Below are 22,779 nucleotides of genomic sequence, written 5' to 3'. Positions count from 1 at the left end.
CGCGCGCCCGTACGCTGGAGACATGACGGATGCCGCTTCCAACCCGCTCCTGTCCGCACCGACGCTCCCCTACGGACTGCCCGATTATCGGCCGATCCGCCCCGAGCACTATCTCCCGGCATTCGAGCAGGCCTTCGCCACGCACCGCGCCGAGATCGCCGCGATCACGGCCCAGGATGCGGCTCCCACCTTCGAGAACACGTTCATTCCCCTCGAGACCGCGGGCGCACTGCTCGGTCACGTGGCCCGCACGTTCTACACGGTCTCCTCCGCCGACGCGACGGCCGCGATCCAGGAGATCGACGAGACGCTCGCACCGCTCATGTCGGCGCACCAGGATGCGATCCAGCTCGACGCGGCACTCTATGCGCGCGTCGCGGCCGTGCACAGCCAGCTCGACGACCTCACGCTCGACTCCGAGCAGCGCTACCTCGTCGAACGGCACTTCCGCGAGATGACGAGCGCCGGCGCAGGCCTGGACACCGCCGAGAAGACCGTCCTCACCGAGCTGAACCAGCGCCTGTCGGTCCTCACCACCTCGTTCGAGAAGCACCTCCTCGCCGACACGAACGACCTCGCGGTCGTCTTCGACGAGGCTGCCGACCTCGACGGGCTGACCCCGGGCGAGCTCTCCGCAGCCGCGCAGAACGCCGCCGACCGCGGGCTCGAGGGCTCGTACGTCATCACACTGACCCTCTTCACCGGGCACCCGTACCTGTCGACGCTCACCTCGCGCGAGAGCCGCCGCCGCCTGCTGGAGGCGTCGCGTTCACGCGGCATCCGTGGGAACGAGAACGACAACCGTGAAGTGCTCACGGAGATCGTGCGGCTGCGCGCCGAGCGCGCCGGCATTCTCGGGTTCGACTCCCACGCGGCGTACGTGACGGCCGACCAAACGGCGGGATCCCCCGAGGCCGTCCATGAGCTGCTCCGCCGGCTCGCGGTCCCGGCTGCGCGCAACGCAGCGCGCGAACAGGCCGCCCTGCAGGAACTCATCGATGCTGAACCGGAGCCGTTCACCCTCGAAGCGCACGACTGGGCGTTCTACACCGAGAAGGTCCGCGCCGCCCGATACGACCTCGATCGCACCGCACTCCGCCCGTGGTTCGAGGCTGAGCGCGTGCTCACCGACGGCGTGTTCCGCGCTGCGACCGCGCTGTACGGCATCACCTTCACCGAGCGGGCCGACCTGCCCGCGTACCACCCCGACGCCCGGGTGTTCGAGGTCCACAACGAGGACGGCTCCGCGCTCGGCCTGTTCATCCTCGACCTCTACACGCGCGATTCGAAGCGCGGCGGCGCCTGGATGAACTCGATCGTCAGCCAGTCGCGACTTCGTGGCTCCTCCCCCGTCGTCGTCAACAATCTCAACGTGCCCAAGCCCGCGGCGGGTGCTCCGACGCTGCTGACCCTGGATGAGGTGACGACGCTCTTCCACGAGTTCGGGCACGCGCTGCACGGCCTGTTCGCGACGGTGACGTATCCGCACTTCGCCGGGACCGCGGTGTTCCGCGATTTCGTCGAGTTCCCGAGCCAGGTCAACGAGATGTGGATCTTCTGGCCCGAGATCCTCGAGAACTACGCGCGGCACGTCGACACCGGCGAGCCGCTGCCCGCGGAGGTCGTCGCGAAGCTCAAGGAGTCCGAGGCGTTCAATCAGGGCTTCGCGACGAGCGAATACCTCGCGGCGGCATGGCTCGACCAGGCGTGGCACTCCCTTGGAGCGGATGCTGCGACCGACGAGATCGACGTCGCCTCGTTCGAGGCCACCGCGCTCGCAGATGTTGGGCTCGACAACCCGGTCGTCCCGACGCGCTACTCGTCGACGTATTTCGCCCACGTCTTCTCGGGCGGCTACAGCGCCGGGTATTACTCCTACATCTGGAGCGAGGTGCTCGACGCCGACACCGTCGAATGGTTCAGCGAGCAGGGCGGGCTGACGCGACCGAACGGACAGCGGTTCCGCGACCGTCTGCTGGGGGTGGGCGGCTCGAAGGATCCCCTCGAGGCCTACCGCGACTTCCGTGGACGGGACGCGCGCACCGAGCCGCTGCTCGAGCGCCGAGGCCTCACGGACTGACAGACGTGGGATCGCCGCCCACCGCGTAGACGAGACGGGCGAACTGTCCGACGGCCTCGGCGGAGACCAGCCGCAGCCGGTCTGACTCGATCCGGCGCGGCAACAGCGGCGCGCCGCCGGTCAGCAGGACGGGCGCGACCGAGACGGCGATCTCGTCGAGCGCGCCGATGTCGAGGAACTGCCCCGCGAGGTCGCCGCCGCCGACGACCCAGATGTCGCCGTCGCCGGCCGCTTCGCGGATGGCGGGCAGAGCGGATGCCACGTCCCCCGAGACGAAGCGGACGTCGGCCCCGGTCGGGACCGGCAGGTCGCGGGTCGTGAAGACGAACGTCGGCTTGTCACCGTAGAACTCCGCCCACTTCTCCGGATTCGCCAGGATGTCGCTCTCGGCGAGGACCCATTCGTAGGTGGTGGATCCTTCGACGAGGACGGTGGCGCCCGACGGGAACAGGCCCTCATCAGGATTCTCGCCGTTCTCGACGGCGAACAGCCACGCGAGGGAGTTCCGCTCGTCTGCGATGAAGCCGTTGATCGTGGTGGCGGTGTCGAACAGGATGCGGGTCATGGCGGCCACGGTACGCGCGGCATCCGACATCCTCTGTTCGAAGCGGTGCGTGCCTGTCAGGATCGAGGCATGGCCGATTCGATCCCCCCACTGGCATCCGCACCGTACCGCGAGGTGACGAGCGTCTTCCTCGAGGGAGCGCTGATGACCGTCATCCGCCACGAGAAGAAGACGCTCGCGGACCTTCGTGACATCTTCGACACGAGCTTCACGGCACTCGCGGAGGCGGTGAAGAGCGGGTGGGTGATCCCGACCGGACCGGCCTACGCCGTCTATCACGGCGACCCGCAGGGCACGTTCGACCTCGAGGTCGGGTTTCCGGCGCTCAGCGCGCCGACTGCCGACATCCCCACGACGGCGGGGACGATCCACGCCTCGGCATTGCCGGCGGGGAACGCCGCAATCCTCACGCACGTCGGCTCCTACGCCGGGCTCGGTGACACCTGGGGAACGTTGATGGCGAGCACCGACACCGAACACCGCGGCGTCTGGATCGAGGCGTACGTCGCCGACCCATCGAGCACAGCCGACGCGGACCTCCGCACCGACCTCATCCTGCCGCTGCGCTGAGGGTCAACACGCTGAGCCTGATCACAGCGCACGGAGCCTGCGTACAGTCCGCCCGCTGGCCGTCGGGCGTCAGGCGCTCTTGCGTTTCTGGCGGAGTACCAGCGTGGGCGGCGCACCATCGGTGACCGAGGCGCGCGTGACGATCACCTTGTCGACGTCTTCGGCCGAGGGGATCTCGAACATGATCGGGCCGAGCACATCCTCGAGGATCGCGCGAAGCCCACGAGCACCGGTCTTGCGGGCGACGGCGAGGTCGGCGACAGCGCGGAGCGCCTCGTCCTCGAACTCCAACTCGACGCCGTCGAGCTGGAACATCCGCTGGTACTGCTTCACGAAGGCGTTCTTCGGTCCGGTGAGGATCTCGATGAGCGCGGTCTGGTCGAGCGGCGACACCGTGGTGACGACGGGGAGACGGCCGATGAACTCGGGGATGAGGCCGAACTTATGGAGGTCTTCGGGCAGCACGTCGCGGAAGACGTCCTGCTCCTGCTCCTTGTCCTGCAGCGGTGCGCCGAAGCCGACGCCGTGCTTGCCGACACGCGACGAGATGATGTCCTCGAGCCCTGCGAACGCACCGGCGACGATGAACAGCACGTTCGTGGTGTCGATCTGGATGAACTCCTGGTGCGGGTGCTTGCGTCCACCCTGGGGCGGAACGGATGCCACCGTCCCCTCGAGGATCTTCAGCAGCGCCTGCTGAACGCCCTCGCCGGAGACATCACGGGTGATCGAAGGGTTCTCGGCCTTGCGGGCGATCTTGTCGACCTCGTCGATGTAGATGATGCCCGTCTCGGCGCGCTTGACGTCGAAGTCGGCCGCCTGGAGCAGCTTCAGGAGGATGTTCTCCACGTCCTCGCCGACATAGCCGGCTTCGGTGAGGGCAGTGGCATCCGCGACGGCGAACGGTACGTTCAAGCGCTTCGCAAGCGTCTGGGCGAGATAGGTCTTGCCGCAACCGGTCGGACCGAGGAGCAGGATGTTGCTCTTCGCGATCTCGACCTCGTCGGCACGCTGCTCGGCCGACTGGATCGTGCTGCGTGCACGCACGCGCTTGTAGTGGTTGTAGACCGCGACGGCGAGAGCGCGCTTGGCCGGGTCCTGCCCGACGACGTACTCCTCGAGGAAGCTGAAGATCTCGCGCGGCTTGGGGAGGTCGAAGTCGCTGACCTCGCCGTCACCCGACTCCGCCATGCGCTCTTCGATGATCTCGTTGCAGAGCTCGACGCACTCGTCGCAGATGTAGACGCCGGGACCGGCGATCAGTTGCTGGACCTGCTTCTGGCTCTTGCCGCAGAAGGAGCACTTGAACAGGTCGGCGCTTTCACCGATGCGTGCCATATCGCTCCCCCTCAGGATTCCTGGTGCTGGTGATGAGCCTAATCGCAGATCCGGACACTGGGTGGATTGCGACGCGGGTGTGGACGGGAACCGAAGACGCTGATGCCCCGCCGAGGTCTCGACGGGGCATCAACTGTCGGTCAGGACGTGATCGCTGCCGGCAGGCGCTTGCGCGAGGTCAGCACCTGGTCGACGATCCCGTACTCGAGCGCTTCCTGCGCCGAGAGGATCTTGTCGCGGTCGATGTCCTTGTGCACCTGCTCCGCGTCGCGGTTGGTGTGCTTGGCCATCGTGTCCTCGAGCCACGTGCGCATGCGGAGGATCTCCGCCGCCTGGATCTCGATGTCCGATGCCTGCCCGTGCCCGGCCTCGCCGACGGCGGGCTGGTGCATGAGGATGCGGGCGTTCGGCAGCGCGAGGCGCTTGCCGGTGGCGCCGGCCGCCAGCAGGACCGATGCCGCCGAAGCCGCCTGGCCGAGGACGACCGTCGAGACCTGAGGTGAGATGTACTGCATCGTGTCGTAGATCGCCGTCATGGCCGTGAACGAGCCACCGGGCGAGTTGATGTACATGATGATGTCGCGGTCGGGGTCCATCGACTCCAACACCAGCAGCTGCGCCATGACGTCGTCGGCCGACGCGTCGTCGACCTGGACGCCGAGGAAGATCACGCGGTCTTCGAACAGCTTGTTGTACGGGTCCTGGCGCTTGTAGCCGTATGCCGTGCGCTCCTCGAACTGCGGGAGGATGTAACGGCTGGACGGCATCGCGATGCCCTGCTGCGGGCGACCGAACGTCGGGGTGTTCATCTGTGCTGTTCCTTCGCTCAATTCTCGGTGCCGCCGCCACCGGCGACGTCGGCAGCGTGCTCGCGGATGTGGTCGACGAAGCCGTACTCGAGCGCTTCCTCGGCCGTGAACCAACGGTCACGGTCACCGTCGGCGTTGATCTGCTCTACGGGCTTGCCGGTCTGCGATGCGGTGATCTCGGCGAGACGCTTCTTCATGTCGAGGATCAGCTGCGCCTGCGTCTGGATGTCGCTGGCGGTGCCGCCGAAGCCGCCGTGCGGCTGGTGCAGCAGGACGCGCGCGTTCGGCGTGATGTACCGCTTGCCCTTGGTGCCGCTGGTCAGCAGGAGCTGACCCATGGATGCCGCCATGCCGATGCCGACCGTGACGATGTCGTTCGGCACGAACTGCATCGTGTCGTAGATCGCCATGCCGGCCGTGATCGAGCCGCCGGGCGAGTTGATGTAGAGGTAGATGTCCTTCTCGGAATCCTCTGCGGCGAGGAGGAGGATCTTGGCGCAGATCTCGTTCGCGTTCTCGTCGCGCACCTCCGAACCGAGCCAGATGATGCGGTCTTTCAGCAACCGGTCGAAGACGCTGGTCGCCATGAGGGGTTCAGCCATGGATGTTCTCCTGGATTCGTGTTCGTGCTTCGAATCTAGCGGCGCGAAAACGGCGTCTCGCCCGTGTTCGCCGTGGGCATACCGGCGGCGGCATCCCGTGCCGGAATCGACCGGAGGAACGCCGAAGGCGGTGGGGTCTGTCGACTCCCACCGCCTTCGGTCGATGCGGATTACTCGCTGTCAGCGGCCTTCTTGGGGGCGCGCTTCGCGGGGGCCTTCTTGGCCGGAGCCTCGGCGTCGTCGGCCTTCGCAGCCGGCTTCTTCGCGGGGGCCTTCTTGGCAGGAGCCTTCTCGGCGGGGGCCTCGGCGTCGTCAGCCTTCGCAGCCGGCTTCTTCGCAGGAGCCTTCTTCGCGGGAGCCTTCTTCGCAGGAGCCTTCTCGGCGGGCGCCTCCTCGGCGGGGGCCTCGGCCTCGGCCGACTCCTCCTCCTCGGCGACGAAGCCGGTCAGGTCGACGGGCTTGCCGTTCGTGTCGACGACCTTGACCTTGCCGAGCGCGACGGCGACAGCCTTGTTGCGCGCGACCTCGCCGACCATGAGCGGCAGCTGGTTGCCCTCCTGAAGCGCGTCGACGAAGTCCTGCGGCGACATGCCGTACTGCTGCGACGACTGGATGAGGTACTGGGTGAGCTCGTCCTGCGAGACCTGCACCTCGTGCTTCTCGGCGACCTTGTCGAGCACCATCTGCGTGCGGAACTGCTTCTCGCTCGCCTCGGTGACCTCGGCGCGGTGGACGTCATCCTCGAGGCGGCCTTCGCCCTCGAGGTGCGCGTGCACCTCGTCCTCGACGAGCTTCGCCGGGACCGGGATGTCGGAGCGCTCGATGAGCGCCTCGATGAGCTTGTCGCGCGCGGCGGAGCCCTGCGTGAACACCGACTGCTGCGAGACCCGCTCGACGAGGCTCTCGCGGAGCTCGGCGAGGGTGTCGAACTCGCTCGCGACCTGCGCGAAGTCGTCATCTGCCTCGGGGAGCTCGCGCTCCTTGACGGCCTTGACCGACACCGAGACCTCGGCCTCTTCGCCGGCGTGGTCGCCACCGACGAGCTTCGAGCGGAACGTGGTGTCCTCACCGGCGGTGAGCGAGTCGATCGCCTCGTCGATGCCCTCGAGCAGCTCGCCCGAGCCGACCTCGTACGACACGCCCTCGGCGCGGTCGATCTCGGCGCCGTCGATCGTGGCGACCAGGTCGAGCTCGACGAAGTCGCCGGCCTTCGCCGGACGGTCGACGGTCACGAGGGTGCCGAAACGGCTGCGGAGCTTGTCGAGCTCGACATCCACTGCAGCCTCGTCGGTCTCAACAGCGTCGACCTCGATCGTGATGTCGTCGTACGACGGCAGCTCGAACTCGGGACGCACGTCGACCTCGACCTCGACCTTGAGGTCGCCCGAGAAGTCCTTGCTGCTCGGCCACTCGACGACCTCGGCGGACGGACGGCCGACGATGCGGACCTCGTTCGCGGTGACGGCCTCGCGGTAGAAGACGTCGAGGCCTTCGCTGACGGCGTGCTCCAGCACGGCCTCACGACCGATGCGCTGGTCGATGATGGGGGCGGGGACCTTGCCCTTACGGAAGCCGGGGATCTGGACGTCCTGCGCGATGTGCTCGTACGCGTGGGCGATGCTCGGCTTGAGCTCCTCGGGGGTGACCGTGATGTGGAGCTTCACCCGGGTGGGGTTCAGCTGCTCGACGGTGCTGGTGACCATGCCTGTCGTTCTCCTTCGCCGGCCGCGCGGGTGCGCGTCCGTTTGGGGTCTTGGGTTCGTGGGGCCGTTGGTCGGGGCGACAGGATTTGAACCTGCGGCCTCCCGCTCCCAAAGCGGGCGCTCTACCAAGCTGAGCTACGCCCCGGGCGCGCACGCACGTGCGCCGAAAAACGGCCGTTGGTCAGTCTAGCCGACCGTGTCCGCTACACTCGTCGAGGCGCTGATTCCGGCGCCGTCGGGGATGTAGCTCAATGGTAGAGCCTCAGTCTTCCAAACTGATTACGCGGGTTCGATTCCCGTCATCCCCTCCAACGCTCCGACGTTCGGCCGCAGGCCGGGCGGCGGAGCGTTCGTGTTGTCAGTGGATCGAACCCTGGGTGGGCCCACGCCGCCAGAGGCTCCGCGCGCCGCGCAGGTCAGACGGAGGTGTAGGCGACGATGCCGCGGCGCACGGCGTCGAGCGCGGTGCGGGCGGTGCGGCCGACCGCGGCATCCGCGACGATCGACAGCTGATCGAGCAGGTCGATCGTCTGCTTCGCCCACCTCACGAAGTCGCCGGCGGCCATGTCCGCCTCGTCCAGCACGCGGTCGAGGGTCGCGCCGCGCGCCCACGAGTTCATGGCGCGGGCGAGTCCCGTCGCGATCGGCTCGCTGCCCGGCAAACGGTGGTCCTGCTCGAGGTCGTCGAGCCGTGACCACAGCTCCTGCGTCCGCGCGAGCGCCTCACGGAACGGTCCGCGCGGCAGCCCGTACTCCCCCGTCTCGTCGCGGCGCGGCTCGTAGACGAGGCAGCATGCGAGTGCGGCGAGCGACGCCGGGTCGAGGTCGTTCCACAGCCCGCGACGCAGCGACTCTGCGACGAGCAGGTCGCGCTCACCGTAGATGCGGCGCATCGTGCGGCCGGCATCCGTCAGCGACACGGCACCGTCGGCGTCGGTCGCGACGTACTCGAGCTCCCACAGCACGTCGACGATCCGGTCGAAGATGCGCGCCACCGTCCCAGTGCGGGTCTCGATGTCGCGGCGCATCTTGTCGCTGCGGCGGCGCAGCTTCCAGTAGCGCTCCGCCCACCGCGCGTGGTGCTCGCGGTCGGGGCACGTATGGCACGGATGCCGCTGCATCCGGCGCCGCACCGATTGGATCTCGTTCTGCCGCTGCGCTCGGATCCGCGACGGCGCATTCTTGTCGGCGCGGTTCAGCTTCTCGAGGTCGCTGAGCTCGCGCCGGAGCCCGGAGTATTCCGCGAAGTCGCCGCGATCGCAGGTCATCGAGGCGGTGTACCCCGCGAGCGATTCCTCCGCTTCCCTGACCTGGCGGGCGAGCCCGACGACGGCGCGGTCGGCCTGGAACTGCGCGAACGACGACTCGAGGATCTCGCGCGCGCGTTCGCGCCCGAACTGGTCGATGAGGTTGACCGCCATGTTGTAGGTCGGCCGGAAGCTCGAGTTCAGCGGATAGGTGCGGCGCGAGGCGAGCGCCGCGACCGCCTGCGGGTCGAGTCCCTCGGACCACTGCACGACCGCGTGTCCCTCGACGTCGATGCCACGGCGCCCGGCACGGCCGGTGAGCTGCGTGTACTCCCCCGACGTGATCGCGACGCGCGCTTCCCCGTTGAACTTCTCGAGCTTCTCGAGCACCACGGTACGGGCGGGCATGTTGATACCGAGTGCGAGCGTTTCGGTCGCGAAAACCACCTTGACGAGCTTGCGCTGGAAGAGCTCTTCGACGACCTCCTTGAAGGCCGGTAGGAGACCCGCGTGGTGGGATGCCACGCCCCGCTCGAGGTTGTCACGCCATTCCCAGTAGCCGAGCACACCGAGGTCCTCGTCCTGCAGCGGCAGCATCCGCTCGTCGATGATCGAGCGGATCTCCTCCCGCTCAGCGGGGCTCGTGAGTCGCACGCCCGAACGGCGGACCTGCTGGACGGCGGCGTCACAGCCCACGCGGCTGAAGATGAAGAAAATCGCGGGGAGCAGGTTCGCACGCCCCAGCAGTTCAACGACCTGCGGCCGGTCGATGCGTTCGATCCGCTGCGCGGTCGACGGGCGCACCGGGCGCTTGCCGCCGCGGTATGGACGGCGCGCCTCGCGATCGTTCCGACTGCGGTACTCCGCAGCGCGACGATTGTTCTCGAAGGTCGCACCCTTCGGAGACCGGATCCGGGTGAGCTCCTGGTTCACCTGCGCGGTCGCGATCCCGGCACGGTCGTCGAACAGCGGGAGCAGGTCGCCACGCACGAGCACGTGCTGCTCCAGCGGCACCGGACGCGTCTCGGAGACGATCACGGCAGTGTCGCCGCGGACCGTGTCGAGCCAGTCACCGAACTCCTCGGCGTTCGACACCGTCGCCGAGAGCCCCACGAGGCGGACCGACGGCGGCAGGTGGATGATGACCTCTTCCCACACCGCACCACGGAAGCGGTCGGCGAGGAAGTGCACCTCGTCCATGACGACGTAGCGCAGCCCGCGGAGCGCCGAGGAGTCGGCGTAGATCATGTTCCGCAGCACTTCGGTGGTCATCACGACCACGCGGGCATTGCCGTTGATGTTGGTGTCTCCGGTGAGGAGACCGACGTTCTCCTCGCCGTACACCTCCTGCAACTCGCGGAACTTCTGGTTCGAGAGCGCCTTCATCGGCGTCGTGTAGAACGCCTTCTCCCCCGGGGTCCCCATCGCGAGGTGCACGGCGAACTCGCCGACGATCGTCTTGCCGGCGCCCGTCGGCGCGGCCACCAGGACGCTCCGGCCGTCTTCGAGGGCGTGGCATCCGGCGATCTGGAACGGGTCGAGCCCGAACGACTGCAATGCAGCGAACTCCGCCGAGATGGGGTGAGCCTGCGCCGCCTGGGCCATCGCATATCGCTCGGCGGGGTCGCTCACGCGGGAGACCCGTCTTCGACCAGCCCCGACTCCACGAGGGTCGCCTGCTCACGCTTGGCGCGGCGGCGGTCGAACAGCATCGACAGGGTCGCGGCAGCGAGGAAGAGCACGATCAGGATGCCGGTCAGCAGCAGCGTCGACACGATGTCGGACGGCGGCGTCGCGATCGCCGCGACCGTGACGGCGACGACGACGGCGATGCGCCACGACTTCATGATCGCCTTGCCCGACATCACCCCGGCGAGGTTCAACGCGACGAGGAAGACCGGAAGCACGTAGGCGACGCCGACGATGAGCATGAGTTTCAGCGCGAAGTCGTAGTACGTACGGGCGTCGTAGAACGCGGAGGTGCCCTCGGGGACGAATTCCGCCATCAGCTTCACGATGTTCGGCATGACGAGGAGCCCCGTCGTGACACCGGCGAAGAACAACGGGATCGCGGCGGCCGCGAACCCGACCGAATAGCGGATCTCCTTGCGAGACAGCCCCGGCATGATGAACGCCCAGATCTGCCAGATCCACACCGGCGCGGCCAACAGCAATCCGATCGCGAACGACATCCGGAGCTTGAGGTCGAACGCGCCGGTGATGGTCGTGTACATGACCTCGACCTTGTTTTCTTCGCCTCGAGCTGCCGCGATCTCGCGGACCGGGCGGGTGATCAGGTCCATGAACGGATCCGTCAGGAAGTACGCGATCACCATGCCGATGACGATCGCCGCGAGGCAGATCAGAAAGCGGTTGCGCGCCTCGATGAGGTGCCCGGCGAGCGACATCCGCTTGTCTGTGCGGGGCGGACGCGCCGGCTTCGTGCGCCCCGTCCGCTCACTCACCACCGGCGGTGTCAGGACGAGCTACGTGGCGGGTCGCCGGCGTCTGTCGACGAGGCTGCGCCACGGTCGTCCGACGACGTCCCCGTCGACGCGGCGGGCGCGTCGTCGTTCTTCATCGCCTTCATCTCACCGCGGAACACGCGGGCCGACTGACCGACGCTCTTCGCGAGGGCCGGCAGCTTCGCAGCCCCGAACAACAGAAGGATGACGGCAAGGATCAGCAGCCACTGCCACCCGTGAGGTCCCATGATGTGCTCTTCCCGCTCGGAGTCGACGTACGGCCAGTGTAACCGCCGTCGACTGCGTGTCGGCTCAGCGGTACTGTGCGAGCCCTGCTTCGGCCCAGGATGCCGCCGATGCACGTGCCGCGGCCGGCGCGACGATCTCGACGTCGCCCCCCAGCCGGGCGATGACCCGCTTGATGCTGCGCTCATCCGCCACGCGCAGCGCGGCATCCCGGAACTCGCCCGACCCGGTCACCGACGCACGGTCCACGTACTCGCCGAGGAGCGGGAGGACATCGGGGCGGCAGCGCACCGCGACGACCGCATCCGACTCCCCCGGCGCGAACAGCCCGGGCACCGGGTCACCGCCGTGCGTGATGGCGATGTCGGTCAACGCGACGTCCGACACCCGGTCGAGGTGGAATGTGCGGACCGCCTCTCGGAGGTGGCACCAGCCCTGCAGGTACCACTGGCCGTCGGCGATGTGGACCTTCACGGGATCGACGGTGCGCGTCGTCGGCGCGGCATCCGGTGCCCGGTATTCGAACGAGACCGCCACACCTCGGCGGATCGCCTCGGCGACGCGGGTGCGGACATCGTCCACGGCGCTCGGCGCGACGATGACGTCGGCCGGGGTGCTGGAGGCGCCCCGCGCAAGCTTCGCGAGCAGGCCGTGCACCACGCCGCTGTCGCCGACACCCGGCAGGCTCGCCGCGAGTTGGAGACCTGCGAGCAGTGCCGCTGCTTCGCGCGCGGTGAGGCGCGGCGTCCGCTCGAGGCCGACGGCGTTGGTGATGACGATGCGGTCCTGCTCGTCGAGCAGATCCCAGTCGATGTCGAAGAGATCGTTCGCCATCTGCCAGAACCCGCCGTCGCCGGGGAGGCCGATGACCGTCAGCTTCTCGACCATCGCGCGCATCTGCTCGGGTGTGACCTCGAACTCCGCAGCGGCCTCATCCACGGAGACTTCGCCGCGGGAGATCAGGTACGGCACGAGCTGGAGCATGAGTGACGCACGGTCGGTCGCAAGCAGCGGCTTGGCGCTCATGCCACCGCCTCCGCGTGGAGGGCGCGCGTGCGCTCGAGTCGCTCGATGACGGCCGCGCGCAGGTCGGCGGGCTCGACGACACGGACCTCCGGCCCGTACGACGCCAGCTCGTCGGCGAAGATGTGGAGGTCCACGAACGGCACGTGGATGCCCTGGTCAGCGGCGGTACCGCGGCGGTGCAGCCGAAGCGCCGCTTCGGTGCCCGGCTCGACTTCGAGGAGCGCGCGCTGGCGCTCCGCGACCGCGGCGAGGCCCGCGAGCGCCTTCTCCCCGGCCCCATCGCGCAGAGCGACATCGAACGATGTGCGGGTGATCGACACGTCGGAGCTGATCCGGGTGAGCAGGAACGTCCGCTCGGCGTCGAGCGACACATCGTGGCCGTACACGTGCCAGCGACCCTCGTACTCGAGCAGCGCGAGCGGCTGGATACGGCGACGGTGCGCCCGATCGGAGCCGCCACGGATGTAGTCGAACTCGACGACGCGCGCCTGCTCGATCGCCCGTTGCAGGGGCGCGAACGCAGGCTCACGCAGGCTGATCCGAGGCGCGTAGCCGATGATCGGCGCGTCGACTTCGATGCCGAGGGCGCGGATCTTCCGCAGCCCGCTGCGTGCCTGCGCCGACATGGACGACTCGCCCCACACACCGCTCGCGAGGTTCAAAACGGCGATCTCGGCAGGACTGAAGTCGATGTCGACGGGGAGCGCGTACTCGGAGGTCGGCACCCGGTACCGCGCTTCGCGCAGATCGTCCGGATCGGCGAAGTCGCCGATCGTCTCGATCGGGACGCCCAGCGCTCGGAGGTTCTCCTTGTCGCGCTCGAACATCTTCTCGAGCGCGTCCTTGCTCGCACCGCCCTCGCCCTGTTCGCGATAGCCGGCGACGGACGACAGGATCGTGTCCTTCGTCAGCCCCTGCTCGGTGGCGAGCAACGCGACGACCAGGTTGACGAGGCGCTCTTCGGGCGCGCTGCGGTTGGGGTCGCCGATCACAGCACCATCCTAGGCACGCACGGGAACCGCGCTCGGTGGATGCACCGGGCGGTCCGTCTCACTGTGCGATCGGTGCGGACTCGTCGATTCCGAGGATGTCGATCACGAAGACGAGCGTCGAGCCCGCCGGGATCGCACCCTGCGCCGTCTCGCCGTAGCCGAGTTCCGGAGGAATTACGGCGAGCACCTGCGAGCCGACCGTCTGACCTTCGAGCGCCTGTGCGAAACCGGGAACGACACCGTCGAGACCGAATGCGGTCGATGCGCCCTTCTCCCACGATGAATCGAAGACCTCGCCGTTGTCCCAGAGCACGCCGGTGTAGTTGACCCGTGCGATCGAATCGGCCTGGATCTCCTCCCCATCGCCCTTCTTCAGCGTCTTGACGATGAGGTCTTTCGGCGCGGGCGCGTCGGGCACGATGATGCCGGGACGCCCATCCGTCGCGAGGACGACGGTCGGGATGCCGGAGCCGTCGACATACTGCGGCGCGCCGTCGGCGGCTGACAGGTAGACCTTCTCGAGGTCGATCACGAAGATCGCGCTGTCGCCCTCGCTGAGCTGCAGGTTCGCGGCGGCCTGCTCGGAGATGTCCTCCGGTGCGATTGCGCCGACGATGCGCGAGCCTTCCGTGGCGCAGTGGAGCATGGATGCCACGCCTTCGGCGAAGGCCGCCCACTGCGTGACCGGCTGGACGACGGTGCCCGACGAGACGAGCTGCTGGCCGGTGGTGCCGTTGAGCACCGTGGTGGTGAAGACGACATCCTGCGCCCGGCTCGTCACAGCCAGCCCGTCGCCCTCGATGAGCTCGGTCGCCGAGGTCTCCTCGACGTGCACCGGCGCCGATGTCGTGACCTCCGGCGTACCGAAGTCGCCGGAGACGTCGATCAGGTCGAGTGCCGACGACGACGCGGTGGTGGGTTCGCAGTCCGCGGTCGAGGACGAGTCGGATGCCGCGCATCCGACGAGTGCGAGGGCGGAGAGGCCGAGCACGGCGATGGCCGCGGGGATCTGACGCATTGCCTCAGTCTACGGTCTCGTCGCCGCGGTCCCCGGCCGCCAGACGGGCGCCGTCGGCAGCCTTCTGCGCGTCGCGGACGCGCTTGCGCAGGTTCTTGTCGGTGATCTCGCGGTCGCCGACGGCGCCGGGCGTCCACGCCTCGACGTCGACGTCGGAGTAGCTCGGCTTCTTCAGCGCGCGCTTGCGCACGTCGGGCGGCATCGCACCGGGCGCGAGTCGGCGTGCGGTGATGAGGAAGCCGGTGTGCGCGACCATGCGGTGATCGGGTCGGACCGCGAGGCCCTCGACGTGCCAGCCGCGGATCATCGTCTCGGTCGCCTCGGGATCGGTGAACAGCCCCGTCGCACGGATGTATTCGGCAACGCGGCTGAGCTGCGTCGCGGTGGCGATGTAGCAGAGCACGACACCGCCGGGAGTGAGTGCCTCGGCGACGACATCGATGCACTCCCACGGCGCGAGCATGTCGAGCACGACTCGGTCGACCGTGCCGGAGCCGGCTGCGACCGGGAGCTGTTCGGCGAGGTCACCGACGACGACCTCCCACGTGTCCGGACGCTCGCCGAGGAACGTCTCGACGTTCGCCTGCGCGACGTCGGCGAACTCGTCGCGCCGCTCGAACGAGAGGAGCTTCCCGGCCTGCCCGATCGCACGCAGCAGCCAGAGCGAGAGGGCGCCCGATCCGACGCCGGCCTCGACAACCGTCGCGCCGGGGAAGATGTCGGCGGCGGCGAGGATCTGGGCGGCATCCTTCGGGTAGACGATCGCCGCACCGCGGGGCATCGACATGACGAAGTCGCGCAGCAGCGGACGCAACGCGAGGTATTCGTGCCCACCGCTGTTCACGACGACCGAACCGTCGGGCTGCCCGACGATGAACTCGTGCTTGAGCACGCCATGGTGGGTGTGCAGTTCGCCGCCGTCACGGAGAGTGATCGTGTGCAGACGCCCCTTCGGGCCGGTCAGCTGGACGCGGTCACCGAGCCGGAACGGTCCACTGGGTCGGAGATCGGTCATGCGCCGGCCCCCGTCCGAGCCTCGTGCAGGACGGCGCCCAGGTCGGCGGCCGTCCGTCCGTCGAGCGTCGGCCACAGGGTGTACGCCCCAACCCCGTCGAGCGGAACCATGTTCGGCACGCCGATCGTCACCGTGCCGGCGGCGATGGCCGACCGTGCGCCGTTGGGCGAGTCCTCGAGTGCGACGGTGTCGCCGGGTTCGACGCCCAGTCGTTCGCAGGCGATCAGGTACGGGTCGGGGAACGGCTTCGGGCGAGGCACCTCGTCGCCGCCGATCACGAGGTCGAACGCCTTGAAATCGATGAGGTCGACCACTTCGTGCGCCATGCGGCTCATCGACATGGTCACCAACGCTGTCGGTACGCCCGCGCGGCGGAGATCGGCGAGCAGCTCGCGGGCGCCCGGACGGAACGGGACGCCGAGCTCCCTCAGCTGCCGCGTCACCTCGTCGGTGAGGTGGGCGACGATCTCGGATGGCTCCATCCGCACCCCCGCAGCCTGGAGCACTCCCGCAGAGTCGTTCAGCCCCAGCCCGACCAATTGCATGGCCTGCTCGTGGCTCCAGGTGCCGCCGTAGCTCTCGATCAGGGCTGTCTCTGCGGACATCCAGTAGGGCTCGGTGTCGACGAGGGTGCCGTCCATGTCCCAGAGGACCGCAGCGGGAAGGGGCGAAGTCACCGCTCCATGTTAGGCGAGCGGTGCCTGCCCACCCGACGGGCGGCGGCGTATCGTGGGGGGAACCGAAAGAGAGGACGTCCGTGCAGGGACTCGGGAAACGTGTGCTCGTGATCGCCTTCGACGGCTGGAACGACGCCGGCGAGGCAGCGACCGCCGCCGCCACGCAGGTGCAGGCCGCGGGACATTTCGAGCGGGCGTTCGGGGTCGACCCGGAGCTCTACTTCGACTACCAGTACACCCGGCCGCAGATGAAGGCCGACGCCGAAGGCGTGCGGAGCCTCGTCTGGCCGGAGGCGACCCTCTGGCGCCCGACCGATCACACCGAGGAAGCGCCCGCACTGTGGCTGCTCACAGGGCCGGAGCCGGCGCGTGCCTGGCAGGCGTTCGCCGCCGAGTTCGTGGATGCCGCGCTCCGTGAGGACATCACCGGGATCGTCGCACTCGGCTCGATGATGAGCGACGTGCCGCACACGCGACCGATCTCGGTGTTCGCAGGCTCCGACAACGAGGAGCTCCGCACGCTGCTGGAGCTCGAGCGCTCGACGTACGAGGGCCCGGTCGGCATCCTGTCGGTCATCGCTGCCGCTGCCGAGCAGGCGGGCATTCCGACGGCCGCGCTCTGGGCGAGCGTTCCGCACTACGTCGCCGGCCACACGCCCTCCCCCAAGGCGACACTCGCGCTGCTGGACAAGCTCGAGGAGATCACCGGCGCCACCGTCGCACGCGGAGAACTCCCGGCGGACGCGCTCGCGTGGGAGGCATCCATTGACGCGGCTGCGGCGGATGACGAGGAGATGAGCGAGTACATCCGCCAGCTCGAGACGACCCGCGACACGTGGGACTCCCCCGAGGCCTCCGGCGATGCGATCGCGCAGGAGTTCGAGAAGTACCTGCGTCGTCGCGGCGACGGCCCGCGCGGCCCGAAGGACGACCCGCGTCGCTGACCGCCGGCGTCAGTACGCCTGCAGCGCTCCCGTGCCGAGCAGGATGAAGAGTACGACGCCCAGCACGATGCGGTAGATCACGAACGGCAGGAAGCTGCCCTTCTTGAGGTAGCGCATGAGGTAGGCGATGACCGCCCAGCCGACCCCGAATGCCACGACCGTCGCGACGGCCGTCTCACCGAGCGTGAAGACGGATTCCCCCGGCTCGCGGATCGCCTGGATCAACTCGTAGAGACCGCTACCGAACACCGCGGGCACGGCGAGGAGGAAGGCGACCTCGGCAGCCGCGGGACGCGTGTAGCCGAGCGCGAGGCCCGCCGTCGTGGTCGCGCCGGAGCGGGAGACGCCGGGGATCAGTGCCAGCGCCTGCGCACCGCCGAGCGCGAGACCGTGCCCGAACGTGAGGTCCTTCTCAGTGCGGACCCGCTTTCCGAGCGCATCGGCGATGCCGAGGATCACACCGAAGACGATGAGCACGGTCGCCACGAGCCAGAGGTTCCGGAACGTGTCGCGGATGACGTCTTGGAACAGGAAGCCGAGCACACCGATCGGCAGCGTGCCGATGATGACGATCCAGCCCAGGCGCACATCGGCGTCGTCACGGGGCACCTTGCCGACGAGCGACTGCGCCCACTTCCCGATGATCGTCGTGATCTTCTTCCAGAAGTACACGAGCACGGCGAGCTCGGTACCGATCTGGGTGATCGCGGTGAACGTCGCGCCCGGATCCTCCGCCGACGGCAGGAACTCGCCGACGATGCGCAGGTGCGCGCTCGAGGAGATCGGCAGGAACTCCGTCAGCCCCTGGATGATGCCGAGGATGATCGCCTCGAGAAGACTCATGTGGGGCCTTTCAGTACGTGCGGATCAGGTCGGTCAGGACCCGCTGCCCGAACGCCAGCGCGTCGATCGGGACGCGCTCGTCGACGCCGTGGAACATCCCCGTGAAATCGAGCCCGGCCGGCAAGCGCAATGGTGCGAATCCGAAACCGGCGATCCCCAGCTCGGCGAGGGCCTTGTTGTCCGTGCCCCCACCCATAAGATACGGGATCACCGGCACACCCGGATCATGCCGCGCGAGCGAGCCGACCATCGCATCGACGAGGTCACCCGAGAAGGGCACCTCGAGCCCGATGTCCCGGTGGACGACCTCGATCTCGATGTCGTCGCCGACGATGCGCTGCACCTCGGCGAGCACCTCGTCCTCGTGCCCCGGCAGCGTCCGGATGTCGATCGCCGCGGTCGCGGCATCCGGGATCACATTGTGCTTGTAGCCGGCCGTCAGCCCCGTCGGGTTCGTCGTGGTGCGGAACGTGGAGCGCAGGAACGCGGATGCCGGGCCGGTGGCGTCCGCGACCGCGTCGGGCTCTCCCGCGTGCATGCCTGAGAGATCCGCGAGCGACGCCACGAGCTGCCGGGTCGTGGACGTGAGCTCGATCGGCCACCCGGTGCGACCGAGTGCCGCGACCGCCTCGGCGATACGGGTGACCGCGTTGTCCGGGTGATGCCGGCTGCCGTGACCGGCGAGCCCCCGAGCATGGAGCCGGATCCAGACGAGCGCCTTCTCGCCCACCTGCAGCAGATACGCACGGCGGTCGCCGACGGCGATGGAGTAGCCGCCGACCTCGCTGATGGCCTCGGTGGCGCCGGCGAACCACTCGGCGCGGTCGCGGATGACCAGCTGCGACCCCTCGACGCCGCCATTCTCCTCGTCGGCGAAGAACGTGACGATGAGATCGCGCTCGGGCTGCTCACCCGAGCGGAGCACCTCGGCGACCGAGGTGAGGATCATCGCGTCCATGTCCTTCATGTCGACGGCGCCGCGACCCCAGAGCATGCCGTCCTTCACGACGCCCTCGAACGGGTCGACGCTCCAGTCCTCCGCAACGGCGGGGACGACGTCGAGGTGCCCGTGCAACACCAGTGCGGGTTTGTCGGGATTGCGGCCGGGGATGCGTGCGGTGACGTTCGTGCGCCGCGCGATCGGCTCGTAGTACTCGGGCGTGAGACCGAGCGACTCGAGGTAGGCACCGACGTACTCGGCGGCTTCGCGCTCGCCGCGCGAGCGGCCCTCGCCGAAGTTGGTGGTGTCGAAACGGATGAGATCGCGCGCCACTCGCGCGACCTCTGGAAGGTCGTCGTGTTCGGGCATGCGGACCACGCTACCCGCCGCGGCGATGCGCGCGCGGCATCCACTCCTGGAAACAAGAAATGGGCCCCTGATCAGGGGCCCATCTGTTGTGCGCGAGGGGGGACTTGAACCCCCACGCCCTATTCGGGCACTAGCACCTCAAGCTAGCGCGTCTACCTATTCCGCCACCCGCGCAAGGTGGTTTTTGCTTTCGCAACCGAGGAACGACACTACCACGTCCTGGGCGTAGCGATAAATCGACGGCGACGTCGGCACCTCAGGGTCGTCACGCGACCGAGACGCCGAACGCGAGTCCCAGGACGTACGTGACGGCGGCGGCGCCGAAGCCGATCGCCAACTGACGCAGGCCGCGCCGCAGCGGCGGCGCACCGGAGAGCAGTCCGACCGTCGCGCCGGTCAGCACGAGCGCGAGACCGACGAGGGCGAGCGCCAGTGCGACCGCCGCGAACCCGGTCATCCCGAAGATCCACGGCAGCACCGGGATCACAGCACCCGAGGCGAAGAACGCGAAACTCGATCCCGCGGCGCCGAGCGCCGACCCGACCGATTCGAGGTCGGCAGCGGGCTCTGCAGGTCGCCGGTACGGGACCGCGTCGCTCGCCTGCGCCGTGCGGATCGTGCGGCGCGCACGCGCCAGCGCCTCATCCTCGTCGATGCCACGGGCGCGGTAGACGAGCGCGAGCTCGTTGGCGTCGAGGTCGAGGTCGGGCAGGACGTGGTCGGTGTCATTGTTCGGGTGCGTGGCCTCGAGGAGCTCGCGTTGCGAGCGCACCGACACGAACTCCCCCGCAGCCATCGACAGGGCGCCGGCGAGGAGACCCGCGACACCGCTGAAGAGGACGAACTGCGGGGCGACACCGGTCGCACCGATGCCCATCACGAGGGCCAAGTTCGAGACGAGCCCATCGTTGGCACCGAACACCGCAGCGCGGAACGTGCCCGACAGGCGGGTCCGTCCGCGGGCGGCGAGCCCGCGGACGACCTCACCGTGGATTTTCTCGTCGGCGCGCATCGCGGGGGTCGCGTGCGGGTCGTCGTCGTACGGCGAGCGGTTCTCGGCGTTCTGGGCCAACGCGAGCACGAAGATCGAACCGAACCGTCGCGCCATCAGCGCGAGGAGGCGAGTCCGCACGGATGCCGCAGGCAACCGCGCTGGCTCTCCACCGAGCAGCGCCAGCCAGTGCGCCTCATGGCGACCCTCGGCATCCGCCAATGCGACGAGGATCTCGCGCTCCTCCCCCGTCTTGCGGACGGCGAGCTCGCGATAGACACGCGCCTCGGCCCGCTCGTCGGCGAGGTACTGCGCCCAGCGGCGGCGGTCACGGGCGGAAGACGGGACGGTCGGGGTGTGCTCGGGCGCGCTCATGTCGCGTCAACGCTAGCCAGCGGTCACCGCCCGAACGCCCGAAAAGCCCGAACTGTCAGCATTTCGGACCGCCGAACGTCAGGAGTGGACGCGCCTGCGGAGCACCTCGATGCGCGCCTGCAGCTGGGCGACGGTCGCGCGCGCCACCTCGGGTCCACCGCAGATGCGTCGGAGCTCCGCATGCACGGAACCGTGCGGCTCACCGCTCTGCCTGGCGTAGAGACCGACGAGACTGTTCAGCAGCTGCCGCTGCTCGCGCAGCGTGCGGTGCAGCGCAGGGGGCAGGGTCGACTCGGCTTCGCTCTGCGGAAGGCCAGTCTTCTGCTCGTGCGCCTCACGCGCCCGGCGATGCTTGGTCTGCCTCGACTGCCGCTGCATGAGCAGCTCGTGCACATGCTCGGGCTCGAGCAGTCCCGGGATGCCGAGGAACTCCTCCTCCTCGAGGCTGCCCGGAACGGCGAGCTGGCCGAACTCTTTCCCGTCGTAGAGCACGCGGTCGAAGTGCGCGACGGAGCCGAGCGCCTGGTAGCTGAACTCCTCGGTGAGCGCGTCGGACGCCTTGTCCTCGCGCTCGGCCTCGGCGAGCAGATCGTCTTCGAGCCCGTCCTCACCGTCGCTCTCACGGTCGAGCGCGTGGTCGCGTTCGCGCTCCATCTCGTTCGCCAGCGCAAGGAGCTGCGGCACGTTCGGCAGGAAGACGGATGCCGCTTCGCCGCGGCGCCGCGCACGGACGAAGCGCCCGATCGCCTGCGCGAAGAACAGCGGCGTCGACGCGCTCGTGGCGTACACGCCGATCGCGAGCCGCGGCACGTCGACGCCCTCGGACACCATGCGGACCGCCACCATCCAGCGCGTGGTCGCCTGCGCGAACGTCTCGATGCGACCGGATGCCGCCTTGTCGTCGGAGAGCACGACGGTGGCGGCCTCGCCGGTGATGTCGCGGAGGATCGCGGCGTAGGCGCGTGCGGCGGTCTGGTCGGTGGCGATGATGAGCCCACCGGCATCCGGGACTTCCTGCCGCACCTCGGTGAGGCGTCGGTCGGCCGACCGCAGCACCGCGGGGATCCAGTCGCCCTGCGGGTCGAGCGCGGTGCGCCAGGCCTGCGAGTTGATGTCCTTCGTGTTGTCCTGCCCGAGGTGCGCCTCGTACTCGTCGCCCGCCTTCGTGCGCCAACGCATCTGGCCGGCGTAGACGTGGAACAGCACGGGCCGGACGACGCCGTCGGCCAGCGCACGGCCGTAGCCGTAGTTGTAGTCGGTCCGCGAGATGCGGATGCCCTTGTTGTTCGGGTGGTACTCGACGAACGGGATCGGCGCGGTGTCGCTGCGGAACGGCGTCCCCGACAGGAGTAGTCGACGGGTCGCGCGTCCGTACGCCTCACGCAGCGCATCGCCCCAACTCAGCGCATCGCCGCCATGGTGCACCTCGTCGAGGATCACGAGTGCCCGCGAGTCGAGCACGAGCCGTTCGTGCACGGATGCCTTCACCGCGACCTGCGCGTACGTGACGGCGACCCCGTGATAGTGCCGGGCGGGCGAGTAGTGCTTGTTGCTGAAGCGGGGGTCGAGGCGGATGGACACCCGGGCAGCGGCATCCGCCCACTGGGTCTTCAGGTGCTCGGTTGGGGCGACGACGATGATGCGGTCGATGACGCCGCGTCGCATGAGCTCGCTCGCCAGGCGGAGGGCGAAGGTCGTCTTGCCTGCACCCGGGGTGGCCGCCGCGAGGAAGTCACGCGGACCGCGGCCGACGCCCTCGGGCCCGTCTGCGTCGAAGTACTGCTCGAGGGCTTCGGCCTGCCAGGCCCGGAGGTTCTGCGCCGTGCCCCACGGGGCGCGTTGCGGGAACGACGGCGACAGGTGTTCGGCGGCGAAACTTCCGAAGTGCGACTGCTCACCCTCGGCTGCCGGTCCCGGCGCCTCGGGTTGCTCGTTCGCTGTCACGTCGATCCACGATAGACGGC

19 protein-coding genes, 3 tRNA genes and 1 pseudogene are annotated in these 22,779 nt (G+C 68.7%); 4 read left to right on the top strand and 19 right to left on the bottom strand.

The features are described from left to right. Positions 1 to 22: 22 nt before the first annotated feature. On the top strand, positions 23 to 2,080 hold the full coding sequence (locus tag QNI14_RS12465; RefSeq protein ID WP_283716943.1) for a M3 family metallopeptidase: 2,058 nt from the start codon (positions 23 to 25) through the stop codon (positions 2,078 to 2,080). Here QNI14_RS12465 and QNI14_RS12460 read toward each other — a convergent pair. Further along, on the bottom strand, positions 2,070 to 2,645 hold the full coding sequence (locus QNI14_RS12460; protein ID WP_283716942.1) for a dihydrofolate reductase family protein: 576 nt from the start codon (positions 2,643 to 2,645) through the stop codon (positions 2,070 to 2,072). The two genes, QNI14_RS12465 and QNI14_RS12460, sit on opposite strands and share 11 nt — an antisense overlap. A 69-nt stretch (positions 2,646 to 2,714) precedes the next feature. Here QNI14_RS12460 and QNI14_RS12455 point away from each other — a divergent pair, with 69 nt between their 5' ends. Beyond that, on the top strand, positions 2,715 to 3,215 hold the full coding sequence (locus tag QNI14_RS12455) for a GyrI-like domain-containing protein (RefSeq protein WP_283716941.1): 501 nt from the start codon (positions 2,715 to 2,717) through the stop codon (positions 3,213 to 3,215). 69 nt (positions 3,216 to 3,284) lie between these two features. On the opposite strand, the gene clpX is transcribed toward QNI14_RS12455, so the two are convergent. The 5 genes and pseudogenes from clpX to QNI14_RS12430 all read right to left on the bottom strand — a co-directional run bounded on the left by clpX (position 3,285) and on the right by QNI14_RS12430 (position 7,812). After that, on the bottom strand, positions 3,285 to 4,553 hold the full coding sequence (gene clpX, locus QNI14_RS12450; RefSeq protein WP_283716940.1) for an ATP-dependent Clp protease ATP-binding subunit ClpX: 1,269 nt from the start codon (positions 4,551 to 4,553) through the stop codon (positions 3,285 to 3,287). A 140-nt stretch (positions 4,554 to 4,693) separates the two neighbouring features. Further along, positions 4,694 to 5,362 (bottom strand): ATP-dependent Clp protease proteolytic subunit, encoded by a 669-nt coding sequence (locus QNI14_RS12445; RefSeq protein ID WP_283716939.1) that lies wholly within the window; start codon positions 5,360 to 5,362, stop codon positions 4,694 to 4,696. Between the two features lie 17 nt (positions 5,363 to 5,379). Next, positions 5,380 to 5,976, bottom strand: a pseudogene (locus tag QNI14_RS12440) (ATP-dependent Clp protease proteolytic subunit); the annotation flags it as partial. A gap of 158 nt (positions 5,977 to 6,134) precedes the next feature. After that, positions 6,135 to 7,667: a trigger factor gene (gene tig / locus QNI14_RS12435; protein WP_283716938.1), complete on the bottom strand. Its 1,533-nt coding sequence runs from the start codon at positions 7,665 to 7,667 to the stop codon at positions 6,135 to 6,137. A 68-nt stretch (positions 7,668 to 7,735) separates the two neighbouring features. Continuing rightward, positions 7,736 to 7,812 (bottom strand) — tRNA-Pro (locus QNI14_RS12430). A gap of 92 nt (positions 7,813 to 7,904) precedes the next feature. Here QNI14_RS12430 and QNI14_RS12425 point away from each other — a divergent pair. Then, a tRNA-Gly gene (locus tag QNI14_RS12425) sits at positions 7,905 to 7,978 on the top strand. Between the two features lie 105 nt (positions 7,979 to 8,083). Here QNI14_RS12425 and QNI14_RS12420 read toward each other — a convergent pair. The 8 genes from QNI14_RS12420 to QNI14_RS12385 form a co-directional block, all read right to left on the bottom strand. After that, a complete protein-coding gene (locus tag QNI14_RS12420; RefSeq protein WP_283716937.1) occupies positions 8,084 to 10,546 on the bottom strand; it encodes a DEAD/DEAH box helicase in 2,463 nt (820 codons plus the stop codon). Then, positions 10,543 to 11,322, bottom strand: coding sequence for a twin-arginine translocase subunit TatC (gene tatC, locus QNI14_RS12415; protein ID WP_283716936.1), 780 nt, complete (start codon positions 11,320 to 11,322; stop codon positions 10,543 to 10,545). The genes QNI14_RS12420 and tatC overlap by 4 nt, the downstream gene beginning before the upstream one ends. A gap of 68 nt (positions 11,323 to 11,390) precedes the next feature. After that, entirely contained in the window at positions 11,391 to 11,627 is a 237-nt protein-coding gene (gene tatA, locus QNI14_RS12410) for a twin-arginine translocase TatA/TatE family subunit (RefSeq protein WP_283716935.1), read from the bottom strand. A 64-nt stretch (positions 11,628 to 11,691) separates the two neighbouring features. Further along, positions 11,692 to 12,651 carry a helix-turn-helix transcriptional regulator gene (locus QNI14_RS12405; protein WP_283716934.1) on the bottom strand — a complete coding sequence of 320 codons (960 nt, stop codon included), beginning with the start codon at positions 12,649 to 12,651 and terminating at the stop codon, positions 11,692 to 11,694. After that, positions 12,648 to 13,643 (bottom strand): helix-turn-helix transcriptional regulator, encoded by a 996-nt coding sequence (locus QNI14_RS12400; protein WP_283716933.1) that lies wholly within the window; start codon positions 13,641 to 13,643, stop codon positions 12,648 to 12,650. The genes QNI14_RS12405 and QNI14_RS12400 overlap by 4 nt, the downstream gene beginning before the upstream one ends. A gap of 58 nt (positions 13,644 to 13,701) precedes the next feature. Continuing rightward, entirely contained in the window at positions 13,702 to 14,661 is a 960-nt protein-coding gene (locus tag QNI14_RS12395) for an FKBP-type peptidyl-prolyl cis-trans isomerase (RefSeq protein WP_283716932.1), read from the bottom strand. A gap of 4 nt (positions 14,662 to 14,665) precedes the next feature. Further along, positions 14,666 to 15,676 (bottom strand): tRNA (adenine-N1)-methyltransferase, encoded by a 1,011-nt coding sequence (locus tag QNI14_RS12390; RefSeq protein WP_283716931.1) that lies wholly within the window; start codon positions 15,674 to 15,676, stop codon positions 14,666 to 14,668. Next, positions 15,673 to 16,353: an HAD family hydrolase gene (locus tag QNI14_RS12385; RefSeq protein WP_283716930.1), complete on the bottom strand. Its 681-nt coding sequence runs from the start codon at positions 16,351 to 16,353 to the stop codon at positions 15,673 to 15,675. Before QNI14_RS12385 ends, QNI14_RS12390 begins: the two co-directional genes overlap by 4 nt. An 80-nt stretch (positions 16,354 to 16,433) precedes the next feature. Here QNI14_RS12385 and QNI14_RS12380 point away from each other — a divergent pair, with 80 nt between their 5' ends. Continuing rightward, positions 16,434 to 17,297, top strand: a complete 864-nt coding sequence (locus QNI14_RS12380; RefSeq protein ID WP_283716929.1) for a PAC2 family protein — start codon at positions 16,434 to 16,436, stop codon at positions 17,295 to 17,297. Between the two features lie 9 nt (positions 17,298 to 17,306). On the opposite strand, the gene QNI14_RS12375 is transcribed toward QNI14_RS12380, so the two are convergent. The 5 genes from QNI14_RS12375 to QNI14_RS12355 all read right to left on the bottom strand — a co-directional run bounded on the left by QNI14_RS12375 (position 17,307) and on the right by QNI14_RS12355 (position 22,759). Then, positions 17,307 to 18,140, bottom strand: a complete 834-nt coding sequence (locus QNI14_RS12375) for an undecaprenyl-diphosphate phosphatase (protein WP_283716928.1) — start codon at positions 18,138 to 18,140, stop codon at positions 17,307 to 17,309. A 10-nt stretch (positions 18,141 to 18,150) separates the two neighbouring features. Then, the gene (locus tag QNI14_RS12370) at positions 18,151 to 19,449 is read right to left on the bottom strand and encodes a M20/M25/M40 family metallo-hydrolase (protein ID WP_283716927.1); all 1,299 of its coding nucleotides are present in this window, start codon (positions 19,447 to 19,449) and stop codon (positions 18,151 to 18,153) included. 89 nt (positions 19,450 to 19,538) lie between these two features. Next, positions 19,539 to 19,623 (bottom strand) — tRNA-Leu (locus QNI14_RS12365). A gap of 91 nt (positions 19,624 to 19,714) precedes the next feature. Continuing rightward, positions 19,715 to 20,815, bottom strand: a complete 1,101-nt coding sequence (locus QNI14_RS12360; RefSeq protein ID WP_283716926.1) for a VIT1/CCC1 transporter family protein — start codon at positions 20,813 to 20,815, stop codon at positions 19,715 to 19,717. A gap of 78 nt (positions 20,816 to 20,893) precedes the next feature. Next, a complete protein-coding gene (locus tag QNI14_RS12355; protein WP_430539278.1) occupies positions 20,894 to 22,759 on the bottom strand; it encodes a DEAD/DEAH box helicase in 1,866 nt (621 codons plus the stop codon). Positions 22,760 to 22,779 lie beyond the last annotated feature (20 nt).

It is taken from the genome of Microbacterium dauci (assembly GCF_030065535.1).
Classification (GTDB): Bacteria; Actinomycetota; Actinomycetes; order Actinomycetales; family Microbacteriaceae; genus Microbacterium; species Microbacterium dauci.
This window is presented reverse-complemented; position numbering and strand designations above follow the sequence as displayed.

Bases quoted from the DNA above. Each gene is read 5' to 3' on its own strand.
- QNI14_RS12460 (WP_283716942.1), bottom strand. From the start codon at position 2,645: ATGACCCGCATCCTGTTCGACACCGCCACCACGATCAACGGCTTCATC.
- QNI14_RS12455 (WP_283716941.1), top strand. From the start codon at position 2,715: ATGGCCGATTCGATCCCCCCACTGGCATCCGCACCGTACCGCGAGGTG.
- QNI14_RS12390 (WP_283716931.1), bottom strand. From the start codon at position 15,676: ATGACCGATCTCCGACCCAGTGGACCGTTCCGGCTCGGTGACCGCGTC.
- QNI14_RS12375 (WP_283716928.1), bottom strand. From the start codon at position 18,140: ATGAGTCTTCTCGAGGCGATCATCCTCGGCATCATCCAGGGGCTGACG.
- clpX (WP_283716940.1), bottom strand. From the start codon at position 4,553: ATGGCACGCATCGGTGAAAGCGCCGACCTGTTCAAGTGCTCCTTCTGC.
- QNI14_RS12465 (WP_283716943.1), top strand. From the start codon at position 23: ATGACGGATGCCGCTTCCAACCCGCTCCTGTCCGCACCGACGCTCCCC.
- QNI14_RS12370 (WP_283716927.1), bottom strand. From the start codon at position 19,449: ATGCCCGAACACGACGACCTTCCAGAGGTCGCGCGAGTGGCGCGCGAT.
- QNI14_RS12405 (WP_283716934.1), bottom strand. From the start codon at position 12,651: ATGAGCGCCAAGCCGCTGCTTGCGACCGACCGTGCGTCACTCATGCTC.
- tatA (WP_283716935.1), bottom strand. From the start codon at position 11,627: ATGGGACCTCACGGGTGGCAGTGGCTGCTGATCCTTGCCGTCATCCTT.
- tig (WP_283716938.1), bottom strand. From the start codon at position 7,667: ATGGTCACCAGCACCGTCGAGCAGCTGAACCCCACCCGGGTGAAGCTC.
- QNI14_RS12445 (WP_283716939.1), bottom strand. From the start codon at position 5,362: ATGAACACCCCGACGTTCGGTCGCCCGCAGCAGGGCATCGCGATGCCG.
- tatC (WP_283716936.1), bottom strand. From the start codon at position 11,322: ATGTCGCTCGCCGGGCACCTCATCGAGGCGCGCAACCGCTTTCTGATC.
- QNI14_RS12395 (WP_283716932.1), bottom strand. From the start codon at position 14,661: ATGCGTCAGATCCCCGCGGCCATCGCCGTGCTCGGCCTCTCCGCCCTC.
- QNI14_RS12360 (WP_283716926.1), bottom strand. From the start codon at position 20,815: ATGAGCGCGCCCGAGCACACCCCGACCGTCCCGTCTTCCGCCCGTGAC.